Source organism: Variovorax boronicumulans, from assembly GCF_030812215.1.
GTDB classification, from domain to species: Bacteria; Pseudomonadota; Gammaproteobacteria; order Burkholderiales; family Burkholderiaceae_C; genus Variovorax; species Variovorax boronicumulans_C.
Genome location: NZ_JAUSSG010000010.1, coordinates 95,917 through 108,004 on the forward strand (window position 1 = coordinate 95,917; position 12,088 = coordinate 108,004).

The window sequence follows — 12,088 nt, forward strand, 5'->3', positions numbered from 1 at the left end:
CCGGGGCCGACCATTCATTCCGCCATGATGACCCGCGTGCTGCGCATTCTCTGGGCGATCCCGCTCGCACTGATGCTCTACGCGCTGTTGCTGTTCCTCGGCCTGATTTCGCTGGTCTGGAACTTCGTCGCGATGCTGCTCTATCCGGTGATGCCGGTCGCGCCCGCGCGCACGCTGGGGCGCATGACGATCGCCTTCGCCTACCGCATGTTCTGGTGGCTCGCCTCCATCACCGGCATGATGCGCATCGATGCCACCTGCCTGGACCCGATGCGGAACGAACCCGGCGTGATCTTCGTGGCCAACCATCCGACGATGCTCGATGCGCTCCTGCTGGTGGCGCGCCTGCCGCGCAGCGCCTGCATCATGAAGGCGGACCTGCTGCGCAACATCTTCCTGGGCGCGGGGGCGCGGCTCGCGCGCTACATCAGCAACGAATCGGCGCGCATGATGGTGCGGCTGGCGGTGGACGACCTGCGCAACGGCGGCCAGCTGGTGATCTTTCCCGAGGGCACCCGCACCGTGACGCCGCCGCTCAACGCGTTCCGCCCCGGCGTGACGCTCATTGCCAAGCTCGCGCAGGCGCCGATCCAGACGGTGTTCATCGACACCGACTCGCCCTATCTCAGCAAGGGCTGGCCGCTGTGGCGCGTGCCGCCGCTGCCGATCGTCTTCACCCTGCGACTGGGCCAGCGCTTTTTGCCGACGTCCGACAGCGACATCCTGCAGGCCGATCTCGAACAATACTTCCGCCAAAACATGGAGCAGCGCGCAACCGACGCGTCCCCCGAATGCCAGACGCCTCGCGCACCCACCTTGTCCTGATTCCCAGCTACAACGCGGGCGAACGCCTGTTCTCGACGGTCGAGGGCGCGCGGGCGCAATGGAACCCGGTATGGGTGGTTGTCGACGGCAGCGACGACGGCACGGGCGAGCGCCTGCAGCAGATGGCGGCCGGCGATCCGGGACTGCGCGTGTGGGTGCTGCCGCAGAACCAGGGCAAGGGCGCAGCCGTGCTGCACGGGTTGCGGATGGCGAAGGACGCCGGGTTCACGCATGCGCTGACGATGGATTCCGACGGGCAGCATCCCGCCGACCTGATCCCCTCGTTCATGCAAGCCTCGCTCGCACGGCCAGAGACGATGGTGCTCGGGCGCCCCGTGTTCGACGCCAGCGCGCCGTTGTTGCGGGTGCGCGGGCGGCGTGTGTCGAACGGGTGGACGCAGCTGGAGACGCTGTTCGCGGGGATCGGCGATTCGCTCTACGGCTTTCGCGTGTACCCCGTCGCCGACCTGATCGCGGTGATGGCGCGCCAGCCATGGATGCGCCGCTTCGACTTCGATACCGAAGCCGTCGTGCGCCTCGCCTGGCGCGGCGTCAAGCCCGTGAACATCGATGCGCCGGTGAAATATCTGACGGCCGAGGAAGGCGGGGTTTCGCACTTCCGGTACGGGCGCGACAACGTGCTGCTGACGTGGATGCACACCCGGTTGATGGTCGAATTCGTCCTGCGGCTGCCCGGGTTGATTTTTCGCAAGCTGCGCCGCGCGCCGCCCTTTCAGGACTGACCGGCGGCCGCGCCGCCCAACGCCTTGTAGAGCGTCATCGTCGCGTTGAGTTGATTCAACCGATTAAGGGCGAGCGACACCTCCGCCGAACGGCGCCTGTCCTTGGCATCTAGCACCGGCTGCAACGCGGTCGCGCCGGCGCGGTAGCGCACTTCGGACAAGGTCTCCGCACGCTGCGCCTGCTGCAGCGCAACCACCAGCTTTTCGCTCTCCTCGCGCAACTGTGTTCGCGACGACAAGGTGTTCTCCACCTCGGACAGTGCCGTGTAGAGCGACTGGCGGAAGCCGAGCACCGCCTCTTCGTACTGCGTCTGCGAGACGGCCACGGTCAATCGCGCGGTATTCCATTGCAGGAAAGGCAGCGCCAGCCCGGCGCCGAGCGTGGCGACCGGGTTCTTCAGCAATTCGCCCAGCGCGGTGCTCGACGTGCCGAGCGAGCCGGTCAGGCTCAGCGCCGGATAGAAGCCGGTCCGTGTCGCATCGACATTCGCCAGCGATCCACGCAGGCGCTGCTCCGCGGCGCGCAAGTCGGGGCGGCGGCTCAGCAGGCTCGCGGGCAGGCCGGCGTCGATCATGGGCAACGCGGTGTCCGGCAGCTGTGTCGGCTCCTGCGCCGCGGTTTCCGGCGGCCGGTCGAACAGGATCGCCAGCGCATTGCGCGCCTCGACGCGCTGCTGCAGCAACTGCGTGTGCGCCGCTTCCTGGCTTGCGAGGTTCTGCCCGGCCTGCGCGACATCGAGCCCCGACACTGCCCCCGCCGCGTACTTGGCGCGCACCAGCGCGAGGATTCGCCGCGCGTCCTCGATGCCCGCTTCGCTCAGCGCGATCCGTTGATTCAGGTAGCCCACCTGCCAGTAGAGCCCCGCGGTGGTGCCCACCAGCGAAAGCGCCGTGGCCTGCCGGTCCGACTCGGTGGCCTTCAGCTCCCAGTCGGCCGCACTGCGCTGCGCCGCCAGCCGGCCCCACAGGTCGAGCTCGTAGCTCAACGTGACGAGCGATGTCGAACTCGATCCGGCCACGCCGCCACGCTTGAGGTCGTAGCTGCGGCCGGTGCTGGCCTGCCCCACCACGCCTGGCGTGAGGTTGGTGTTGGCCAGCCCCGCCTGCAACTGCGCGCGCTGCACGCGAATGCCGGCGGCGGCGAGGTTGTTGTTGGTGCGCAATGCGTCGTCGATCAATGCATCGAGCTGCGGATCGTTGAACGCGCGCCACCAGCGGGCCGGAAACGCCGCGGCCGCGCTCGGCATGCCGGACTGCGGCTGCTGCCACGCTGCGGGTATTTCCAGCGGCTGTTGCTCCCGCCGCTCAGGCTGGAACAACGTGCAGCCCCCCAGCACCAGCGCCACGGCGAGCGCGCCCAGAACAAGGCTCGGCTTACTCACGTGCAAGCGCCTCGATCGGGTCGAGCCGCGCCGCGTTGCGCGCAGGCAGATAGCCGAACAGCACGCCGATCAGCGACGCGCAAAGAAATGCCGACACCACGGCCCCCATCGAAAAGATCATTTGCCATTGCGTCACGAAGAGCGAAAACAGAAAACTGATGCCGTAGGACAGCAGCACGCCGATGAACCCGCCCACGAGGCACACCAGCACCGCCTCGGTGAGGAATTGCTGCAGCACGTCGCTCTGCCGCGCACCCACGGCCATGCGGATGCCGATCTCGCGGGTGCGCTCGGTCACCGACACCAGCATGATGTTCATCACCCCGATGCCTCCCACGACCAGTGAAATCACCGCGATCAGCGAGAGCAGCAGCGTGAGCGACTGGCTCGTTCGCTCGGCCGTTTTCACGATGCTGTCCATGTTGAAGGTAAAGAAATCCTTGGTGCCGTGGCGCAGGGTGAGCAGCCGCACGATGCTGTCCTCGGCCGCCTTGGTCGGCTGGTCGTCGCGGATGCGCACGGTGATGCCGTCGAAGTGCTGCTGCCCGAAGAGACGGCTCGCACCGGTGCTGTAGGGCAGCCAGATGTTGAGCGACTTGTTCTCGCCGAACATGCTCTTCTTCTCCTGCGCCACGCCGATCACCGTGCACGGCAGGTTGCCCACCAGGATGACCTTGCCGACCGGCTCGGTGCCGTCGGTGAAAAGCTTGCGCCGCGTGTTCTGGTCGATCACCACCACCTGCGACTGGTGGCGCACGTCCTCGGCGGTGAAGGCCGCGCCGCTCGCCATCTGGATGTCGCGCACCCGAAAGAACGCGTCGCTCACGCCGTTCACGTTGCCGTTGATGTCGGCGCTGCGGTAGCGCAGGCGCAGGCTGCGCATGGTGGTGGGCGTCACGCTGTGCACATAGGGCTGCGCCGCGATTGCCTGCAGGTCGGGCGGGGTCAGCGTGCGGATGCTCGCGGCCTTGTCGTCGCCGAAGTCGCGGCCGGGGTAGATGTCGAGCGTGTTGGTGCCGATGGCGCGGATGTCCGAGAGCACGAAGCGCTTGGCCCCCTCCCCGATGGCCACGATCGACACCACCGAGGTGATGCCGATGATGATGCCCAGCATGGTGAGTGCCGTGCGCATGCGGTGCGCCATCATCGAGCGCCAGGCCATGCGAAAGGCTTCGGCGAAGCGGGCCCAGCCGGTGCTGAAGCGCGCGATGCCGAGCTTGGGTTTGGTCATCGCGGCGGGCGCCGACGCATCGGCGCCGACCGCCTGCGCAGGCGCCGCGACGGTCGGCACGTTGGGCCGGTCGCCCACGATCACGCCGTCCGCGATCTCGATGATGCGTTCGGTGCAGCTCGCCACCTGCATGTCGTGCGTCACGATGATGATCGTGTGGCCCTGCGCATGGAGCTCCCGCAGGATGCCGATGACCTCCTGGCCGCTCTTGCTGTCGAGCGCGCCGGTCGGCTCGTCAGCCAGGATGACCTGGCCGCCGTTCATCAGCGCGCGCGCAATGCTCACGCGCTGTTGCTGGCCACCCGAAAGCTGGCTCGGCCGGTGCTCGGTGCGGTCTTCGAGGCCCAGGCGCGCGAGCAGCTGCCGTGCCCGCGTGTCGCGCGCCGCGCCCTCGGTGCCGGCATACACGGCGGGCACCTCGACGTTGCCCGTGGCCGTCAGGTGCTGCATCAGGTGGTAGCGCTGGAAGATGAAGCCGAAGTGCTCGCGGCGCAGCTGGGCGAGCGCATCGCTGTCGAGCGTGCCCACGTCCTGGCCCGAGACGGTGTAGGTGCCGCTGCTCGGCCTGTCCAGGCAGCCGAGGATGTTCATCAGCGTCGACTTGCCCGACCCCGAGGCGCCGACGATGGCCAGCATTTCGCCGTTGCCGATCTCCAGGTCGACGTCTTTGAGCACCTGCACTTCCTGCTCGCCCGAGGGAAAGCTGCGACCGATGCCGCGCAGCTTCAGCAGCGGCTCGGTCACTGGCGCTTTCCTCGGTTGTTGCCGCCGCCTTCGTTGCCGCTGGCCGGATCGAGCGCGGAGGCATCGCCCGTGATGACGGTGTCGCCCTCTTTCAGCCCCTCGAGCACCTGCGCCTGGAAGTTGTTGCTGATGCCCACGCGCACCTGCCGCTTCTCCACGCTCTGGTCGGGCTTGAGCACGCGCACTTCCTGCCGGCCGTCCTTGTCGCGCGCGCCGAGCGCGGTGAGCGGCACCGTGAGCGCCTGTTTCGCTTCGCCGAGCAGGATCGTCACCTGCGCCGTCATGTCGACACGCAGCGTGCGGTCGGGATTCGGCACGTCGAAAAGGGCATTGAAGAACACCGCGTTGTTGATCTTCTCGGGCGAGGGCTGCACTGCGCGCAGCGTGCCGTGATAGCGCCTGTCGGGATCGCCGAGGATGGTGAAGTACACCGGCAGCCCCGCCTTCACGCGCACCACGTCGGCTTCGGACACCTGCGCCTTCACCGTCATGGTCGAGAGATCGGCCAGCTTCATCAGCGTGGGCACCTGGAAGGCGGCCACCACGGTCTGGCCTTCGAGCGTGCTGATGGACACCACGTCGCCGTCGATGGGCGCGACGATGCGCGTGTACGAAAGATTGGTCTGCGCCGAGGCCATGGCCAGTTTCTGCTGGCGGATCTGCGCCTCCAGCGAAACGCCGTCGGCACGCAATGCGCGCAGCTCGGCGTCGGCGCTTTCCATGTCCTGGCGCGGTGCGGCGTCCTGCGCCAGCATTTCGCGCTGCCGGGCCCAGGTGAGCTCGGCCTGCTTGATGCGCACTTCCTTCGCAAGCTTCTGGGCCTGCAGGTTTTCCAGCTTGGCCTGCTCCTGCGCCAGCGTGTTCTGCGAGATGACCGGATCGATCTCGGCGAGCCAGTCGCCCTTCTTCACTGTCTGCCCCAGCACCACCTTGAGCGACTTCAACTGCCCGCTGACCTGCGCGCCCACCTCCACTTGCCGCAGCGCCTGCAGCACGCCGGTGGCGAGCACCGCGTTCTCCAGGTCGGTGCGCTGCACGGTGGCGGTGAGGTATTCGGTTTTCTTGGCCGGGCTCAGCCAGAAAAAGGCGACGACGACCAGGACGACGAGCGCTGCAATACCGAGAAGGACTTTGCGCGATCGCCGCGGGGGGGTGTTAGGCATGCAATGAGGTGGAAGTGAAACAGGCTGCGGGAAAGGAGCGAAACGATCCTAGCCCCGCTTTCTGAAGGCCAGCTAAAGAGGGAGTTCCCCGAAAGGGCTGCTTCGCGCCATTGTTCTCGGCGGCGCACCCTGAAAAGCGGCGTGGCCCGCCGCCCTTTTCAGGACAGCGGGCCACGCCATTCGGGAGAGCGAGAAAGAAGCTCAGCGCGCAGTGCGGCGGCGCAAGAGCAGCGTGATCAGCAGCAGCGACAGAACCACGAAGGCGACGAACGACCAGTTCGCCAGCGTCAGGCCGAAGAGCGACCAATCGACCTTGGAGCAGTCGCCGCCGCCGCGGAAGATCATCGGCAGCGCCCGCTTGAGCGGAAAGGTCTCGATCATCCCGTAGAGGTCGCGCCCGCAGGACACGACTTCCGGCGGGTACCACTGCAGCCAGCTCTGCGAGGCGGCCGTGTAGGCGCCGCCCACCGCCGACACCAGCGCCAGCACCCCGCCGGTCACCTGCAACGGGCGGCTGCGGAAGATGGCGGCCAGCCCCGTGAAGAGGGCCACCAGCACCAGCGCATACCGCTGCACGATGCACATGGGACAGGGCTCCAGCCCCACCACGTGCTGCAGGTACAGCCCGAAGGCCAGCATGAGGACACAGGCCAGGCAGATCAGCCCGAGCGCGCGGCGCGGCGCGCCGAAGTACCAATCGATCAAGGAGACACCCAATCTTCTTCTACGAACACCCTGGCCTTGCGCGGATTGGCGACGACGGTGTCGCCCTCCTTCAAGCCCAGGTCACGGAACTGTTGCGCAGGGAGTTGCGCCTCGATGATGGTTCCGGAGCCCGGATTATCAGGATTCGATTCGGTGGGCTCAAGTTCCAGCCGCGCGATCGGTCCGACCACGATCGCACGCGACAGCGTGGCGACGATGCCGGTGGCGCCGGACACATAACGCGTCACATCCAGGTCATGCGGCCGAACGTAGGCCATGGCCTTGGCGTCGCGCGCGCCGCTGTGCTCGGGTGAATCCAGGCGCATGCCATCGAGCTGCACCTGGCCGTTGTCGGCGCGGCCGTGGAACAGGTTCACGTCGCCGAGGAAACCGTAGACGAAAGGACTCGCGGGCTTGTCCCAGACGTCCTGCGGCGAGCCGACCTGCTCGATCTGCCCCTTGTTGATGACCACCACGCGGTCGGCCACTTCGAGCGCTTCTTCCTGGTCGTGCGTGACGAAGATCGAGGTGACGTGCAGCTCGTCGTGCAGCCGGCGAAGCCACCGGCGCAGTTCCTTGCGCACCTTGGCGTCGAGCGCGCCGAAGGGCTCGTCCAGCAGAAGCACCTTGGGTTCGACGGCGAGCGCACGGGCGAGCGCGATGCGCTGGCGCTGACCGCCCGAGAGCTGCGACGGGTAGCGATCGGCCAGCCAGTCGAGCTGCACCAGCTTGAGCAGGTCGGTCACCTTGGCCTTGATCTGCGACTCGCTCGGGCGCTCCTTGCGCGGCTTCACGCGCAGGCCGAAGGCGACGTTCTCAAACACGGTCATGTGGCGGAACAGCGCGTAATGCTGGAACACGAAGCCGACCTGGCGTTCGCGCACATGCACGTCGGTGGTGTCTTCGCCCGAGAACAGGATGCTGCCGGTGTCGGCCGTCTCCAGCCCCGCGATGATGCGCAGCAGCGTGGTCTTGCCGCAGCCCGAGGGGCCGAGCAGCGCGACGAGCTCGCCCGACTCCACGTCGAGGTTCACGTTGCGCAGCGCGCGGAAGTCGCCGAACTGCTTGCTGATGTTGCGGATTTCGATGCTCATGATTTCTTCTCGGTTCTTTCTCGCTCAGGCGGCCGTGGCTTCCGGGGGACGCTCGGGGGGCAGTTCGGCAATGGCCTTCATCTCGCGCTCATGGCGCCACTCGATGACCGACTTGATCACCAGCGTGACCAGCGCCAGGATCGCCAGCAGCGAGGCCACGGCGAATGCGGCCACCGACTGGTATTCGTTGTAGAGCACTTCCACATGCAGCGGCATGGTGTTGGTCTGGCCGCGGATATGGCCCGACACCACCGACACCGCGCCGAACTCGCCCATGGCGCGCGCATTGCAGAGGATCACGCCGTACAGCAGGCCCCACTTGATGTTGGGCAAGGTCACGCGCCAGAAGGTCTGCCAGCCGGTCGCGCCGAGCACGATGGCGGCCTGCTCCTCGTCGGTGCCCTGCGCCTGCATCAGCGGAATGAGTTCGCGCGCGATGAACGGGAAGGTCACGAACACGGTCGCCAGCACGATGCCGGGCACGGCGAAGATGATCTTGATGTCGTGCGCGGCAAGCCACGGGCCGAGCCAGCCCTGCGCACCGAACACCAGCACGTAGATCAGGCCCGCCACCACCGGCGACACCGCGAACGGCAGGTCGATCAGCGTGGTGAGAAAGGCCTTGCCGCGGAACTCGAACTTGGCGACGGCCCAGGCCGCGGCCACGCCGAACACGAGGTTCAGCGGCACCGCGATGGCGGCCGTGATCAGCGTGAGGCGGATGGCGCTCCAGGCGTCGGGTTCCTTCAGCGCCTCGAGGTACGCCGAGACGCCCTTGCGCAGCGCCTCGGTTGCCACGGCTGCCAACGGCAGCACGAGGAACAGGAACATGAACGCGAGCGCAACGCCGATCAGCGTCCAGCGGACCCAGGCCGATTCGGTGGTGCCGGCCTGCGCGCGGCGGATGATTTTGGAAGGTGCGCTCATGTCAGGCCCCTGCCCTGCGGCGTTGCCAGGCTTGCAGGCCGTTGATGACCAGCAGCAGCAGGAAGGAAATGACCAGCATCACCAACGCGACCGCGGTGGCGCCCGCATAGTCGTACTGCTCCAGCTTGCCGATGATGATGAGCGGCGTGATCTCCGAGATCATCGGCATGTTGCCGGCAATGAAGATCACCGAGCCGTATTCGCCGATCGCTCGCGCGAAGGCCATCGCAAAGCCGGTGAGCAACGCGGGCCCGATCGACGGAAAGATCACCTTGGTGAAGGTCTGCAACCGCGTCGCGCCGAGCGATGTAGCGGCTTCTTCGAGTTCCTTCTCGGCGTCTTCCAGCACCGGCTGCACCGTGCGCACCACGAACGGCAGCCCGATGAAGATCAGCGCAATCACGATGCCCGCCGGCGTGAAGGCCAGCTTGATGCCGTGCGGCTCGAGCAGTTGTCCGATCCAGCCGTTGCCCGCGAGCAGCGCCGTGAGCGAGATACCCGCCACGGCCGTCGGCAGCGCGAACGGCAGGTCGACCAGCGCATCGACGATGCGCTTGCCCGGAAACTTGTAGCGCACCAGCACCCAGGCCACGAGCAGGCCGAACACCGCATTCACGATGGCCGCGAGCAGCGAGGCGCCGAAGGTCAGGCGGTAGGAGGCCATCACGCGCGGTGCGGTCACGGCCACCCAGAACTGGTCCCAGGTCAGCGTGAAGGTCTTGAAGACCAGCGCCGACAGCGGGATCAGCACGATCAGGCTCAGGTACAGGATGGAGAAGCCGAGCGTGATGTGAAAGCCGGGCAGCACGCGCTTGGCGCCTCCTGCCCGGTTCGCACGCGAAAGCGGCGCTCCCGCGGACGGGAGCGCCGAAGAAACTGCGCCGCTCATTTACTTCGCGCCAGGCGTGTAGAGCTTGTCGAACTGGCCGCCGTCGTTGAAGTGCACCTTCTGCGCTTCGCCGAGGCTGCCGAACAGCTCCTGCACCGTGAAGAGCTGCAGCGGCTTGAAGGTGGCGGCGTGCTTCTTGAGCACAGCTTGCGAACGCGGGCGCAGCGCGTGCTTGGCGGCGATTTCCTGCGCTTCTTCGGAGTACAGCCAATCCAGGTAGGCCTTGGCGAGTTCGCCCGTGCCCTTCTTGTTGACCGTGCGCTCGACCACGGCAACCGGGTTCTCGGCCACGATGCTGATCGACGGGTACACCGAGTCGACCTTGCCGGTGCCGAATTCGCGGTCGATCGAGACCACTTCCGATTCGAAGGTGATCAGCGCATCGCCGATGTTGCGTTGCAGGAAGGCGGTGGTGGCATCGCGGCCGCCGCGCGCCAGCACCGGCGTGTTCTTGAAGAGCTTGCCCACGAACTCGGCAGCCTGCGCGTCGGTGCCGCCCTTCTTCTTGATGTAGCCCCAGGCGGCGAGGTAGGCGTAGCGCCCATTGCCGCCGGTCTTGGGATTGACGATCACGACCTGGATGCCGGGCTTGACCAGGTCGTCCCAGTCCTTGATGCCCTTGGGGTTGCCGTTGCGCACGAGGAACAGCATGGTCGAGGTGGTCGGCGATGCGTTCTCGGGGAATTTCTTGGTCCAGTCCTTGGCGACCACGCCGGCGTTGGCGAGGAAGTCGATGTCGGTCGAGGTGTTCATGGTCACCACGTCGGCATCGAGGCCGTCGGCCACCGCGCGGGCCTGCGCGCTGGAGCCGCCGTGCGACTGGTCGACCTTCACGTCCTTGCCGGTGGCCTTCTTGTAGTGCGCCACGAACGCTGCGTTGTAGTCCTTGTAGAACTCGCGGGCCACGTCGTACGAGGCGTTCAGCAGCGTCGTGCCTTGTGCGAAGGCGCTGCTGCCGGCGAGTGCGGAGGAGGCCAGCGCGAGCACGGCGACGAAGGTCTTGATTCTGGAGGTCATGTGGTTGCCAAGGTTTCTGAAAAATCTCGGCCCGCCGACCAGGCGGCGGGCTCGTCGGTCAAGGATTGGAGCAGGGCCAGGCCGAGCGGCCAGTCCCCGTGCCCCGAATCGATGTTGATGTGGCCCGCATTCTGCATGCGCACGAATTCGCTGCCCCAGGCCCGCGAATATGCACCTGCCAGCCGGATCGGGCAGTAGGGGTCGTTGCTGCTGGCCACCACGATGCTGCGGTACGGCAGCGTCGCGTACGGCACGGGCGCGAAGTCGGAGAGCACGGCGCGGCGCTCGGGGTCGGCCGGTGCCACCAGCAGCGCGCCCTGGATGCGGGCGGCGGCTTCGGGCGGCAGATGCGCCGTGGCGATGCAGCCCAGGCTGTGCGCCGCAATCACCACAGGGCCCGGCGTCTCGAGCACCAGCTTGGCGAGCGCGGGCACCCAGGCGTCGCGCTTGGGCGAGGCCCAGTCGTCCTGCACCACCCGCGCGGCGCCCGGAATGCGCTCTTCCCACAGGCTCTGCCAATGGCCGGGCCCGGAGTCACGCCAACCAGGCACGATGACGACGCGCGTCATCATTGGCTCTCCCCCAGTCTTCGCGCACTTCGTGTCGCTTCGCCAACCCCCTCACCGGGGGCAACACCGGTGGCCCGGCAAAGCCGGTTCCACGGTGTTCCTGGAAGGAGCGTCAAAGCTTTCACGGACGGCTCTTACTTATTGGGTTGCGGCGTGATGCGCAGGTAAGGCTTGACGGCCTTGAAGCCCTTGGGGAAGCGCTCGGCGAGTTCGACCGGGTCCTGGATGCTGGGGACGATGACCACGTCGTCGCCATCTTTCCAGTTCACAGGGGTCGCCACCTTGTGGCTGTCGGTGAGCTGCAGCGAGTCGATCACGCGCAGGATCTCGTCGAAGTTGCGGCCGGTGGATGCCGGATAGGTGATGGTGGTGCGGATCACCTTCTTCGGATCGATGATGAACACGCTGCGAACGGTGGCCGTGGCCGAGGCGTTCGGATGGATCAGGTCGTACAGGTCGGCCACCTTGCGGTCGGCGTCCGCAATGATCGGGAAATTGACCGTGGTGTTCTGCGTTTCGTTGATGTCGCCGATCCACTCCTTGTGCTTGGTGGCCGGGTCGACGCTCAGCGCGATGGGCTTGACGCCGCGCTTGGCGAATTCGCCCGACAGCGCCGCGGTCTTGCCCAGTTCGGTGGTGCAAACGGGCGTGAAATCGGCCGGATGCGAGAAGAACACGACCCACGAATCACCGGCCCACTGATAGAAGTCGAGGGGGCCTTCGCTGGAGTCCTGGGTGAAATTAGGGGCGGTATCGCCGAGTCGCAGAGTAGCCATGGTCGCTCCTGAATGGATGGGAG

Annotated in this window: 12 protein-coding genes; 2 read left to right on the forward strand and 10 right to left on the reverse strand. The window is 66.7% G+C overall.

The genetic code is table 11. The features are described from left to right. Positions 1 to 24 precede the first annotated feature (24 nt). Both J2W23_RS24585 and J2W23_RS24590 read left to right on the forward strand, forming a co-directional pair. Positions 25 to 825 (forward strand): lysophospholipid acyltransferase family protein, encoded by an 801-nt coding sequence (locus tag J2W23_RS24585; protein ID WP_307650609.1) that lies wholly within the window; start codon positions 25 to 27, stop codon positions 823 to 825. After that, on the forward strand, positions 792 to 1,568 hold the full coding sequence (locus J2W23_RS24590; RefSeq protein WP_176657235.1) for a glycosyltransferase family 2 protein: 777 nt from the start codon (positions 792 to 794) through the stop codon (positions 1,566 to 1,568). The genes J2W23_RS24585 and J2W23_RS24590 overlap by 34 nt, the downstream gene beginning before the upstream one ends. On the opposite strand, the gene J2W23_RS24595 is transcribed toward J2W23_RS24590, so the two are convergent. From J2W23_RS24595 to J2W23_RS24640, 10 genes are all read right to left on the reverse strand, one after another. Continuing rightward, positions 1,559 to 2,950, reverse strand: coding sequence for an efflux transporter outer membrane subunit (locus J2W23_RS24595; RefSeq protein WP_307650610.1), 1,392 nt, complete (start codon positions 2,948 to 2,950; stop codon positions 1,559 to 1,561). The genes J2W23_RS24590 and J2W23_RS24595 overlap by 10 nt on opposite strands. Then, a complete protein-coding gene (macB, locus tag J2W23_RS24600) occupies positions 2,943 to 4,925 on the reverse strand; it encodes a macrolide ABC transporter ATP-binding protein/permease MacB (RefSeq protein ID WP_307650611.1) in 1,983 nt (660 codons plus the stop codon). Before macB ends, J2W23_RS24595 begins: the two co-directional genes overlap by 8 nt. Then, the gene (gene macA, locus J2W23_RS24605; RefSeq protein WP_307650612.1) at positions 4,922 to 6,088 is read right to left on the reverse strand and encodes a macrolide transporter subunit MacA; all 1,167 of its coding nucleotides are present in this window, start codon (positions 6,086 to 6,088) and stop codon (positions 4,922 to 4,924) included. Before macA ends, macB begins: the two co-directional genes overlap by 4 nt. 201 nt (positions 6,089 to 6,289) lie before the next feature. Next, positions 6,290 to 6,793, reverse strand: a complete 504-nt coding sequence (locus J2W23_RS24610) for a disulfide bond formation protein B (protein ID WP_307650613.1) — start codon at positions 6,791 to 6,793, stop codon at positions 6,290 to 6,292. Next, positions 6,790 to 7,887, reverse strand: a complete 1,098-nt coding sequence (locus J2W23_RS24615; RefSeq protein WP_176657230.1) for a sulfate/molybdate ABC transporter ATP-binding protein — start codon at positions 7,885 to 7,887, stop codon at positions 6,790 to 6,792. The genes J2W23_RS24610 and J2W23_RS24615 overlap by 4 nt, the downstream gene beginning before the upstream one ends. Before the next feature lie 24 nt (positions 7,888 to 7,911). After that, positions 7,912 to 8,814: a sulfate ABC transporter permease subunit CysW gene (gene cysW / locus J2W23_RS24620; protein ID WP_307650614.1), complete on the reverse strand. Its 903-nt coding sequence runs from the start codon at positions 8,812 to 8,814 to the stop codon at positions 7,912 to 7,914. Between the two features lies 1 nt (position 8,815). Continuing rightward, positions 8,816 to 9,703, reverse strand: coding sequence for a sulfate ABC transporter permease subunit CysT (cysT, locus tag J2W23_RS24625; protein WP_176657228.1), 888 nt, complete (start codon positions 9,701 to 9,703; stop codon positions 8,816 to 8,818). Beyond that, positions 9,704 to 10,720, reverse strand: coding sequence for a sulfate ABC transporter substrate-binding protein (locus J2W23_RS24630; protein WP_176657227.1), 1,017 nt, complete (start codon positions 10,718 to 10,720; stop codon positions 9,704 to 9,706). Next, the gene (locus J2W23_RS24635) at positions 10,717 to 11,292 is read right to left on the reverse strand and encodes an RBBP9/YdeN family alpha/beta hydrolase (RefSeq protein ID WP_176657226.1); all 576 of its coding nucleotides are present in this window, start codon (positions 11,290 to 11,292) and stop codon (positions 10,717 to 10,719) included. The genes J2W23_RS24630 and J2W23_RS24635 overlap by 4 nt, the downstream gene beginning before the upstream one ends. Positions 11,293 to 11,423: 131 nt before the next feature. Next, on the reverse strand, positions 11,424 to 12,065 hold the full coding sequence (locus tag J2W23_RS24640; protein ID WP_307650615.1) for a peroxiredoxin: 642 nt from the start codon (positions 12,063 to 12,065) through the stop codon (positions 11,424 to 11,426). Positions 12,066 to 12,088 lie beyond the last annotated feature (23 nt).

Excerpts from the sequence above, each read along its gene's own strand:
- J2W23_RS24585 (WP_307650609.1), top strand. The coding sequence starts at position 25 with ATGATGACCCGCGTGCTGCGCATTCTCTGGGCGATCCCGCTCGCACTG.
- J2W23_RS24590 (WP_176657235.1), top strand. The coding sequence starts at position 792 with ATGCCAGACGCCTCGCGCACCCACCTTGTCCTGATTCCCAGCTACAAC.
- macA (WP_307650612.1), bottom strand. The coding sequence starts at position 6,088 with ATGCCTAACACCCCCCCGCGGCGATCGCGCAAAGTCCTTCTCGGTATT.
- J2W23_RS24615 (WP_176657230.1), bottom strand. The coding sequence starts at position 7,887 with ATGAGCATCGAAATCCGCAACATCAGCAAGCAGTTCGGCGACTTCCGC.
- cysW (WP_307650614.1), bottom strand. The coding sequence starts at position 8,814 with ATGAGCGCACCTTCCAAAATCATCCGCCGCGCGCAGGCCGGCACCACC.
- cysT (WP_176657228.1), bottom strand. The coding sequence starts at position 9,703 with ATGAGCGGCGCAGTTTCTTCGGCGCTCCCGTCCGCGGGAGCGCCGCTT.
- J2W23_RS24630 (WP_176657227.1), bottom strand. The coding sequence starts at position 10,720 with ATGACCTCCAGAATCAAGACCTTCGTCGCCGTGCTCGCGCTGGCCTCC.
- J2W23_RS24635 (WP_176657226.1), bottom strand. The coding sequence starts at position 11,292 with ATGATGACGCGCGTCGTCATCGTGCCTGGTTGGCGTGACTCCGGGCCC.
- J2W23_RS24640 (WP_307650615.1), bottom strand. The coding sequence starts at position 12,065 with ATGGCTACTCTGCGACTCGGCGATACCGCCCCTAATTTCACCCAGGAC.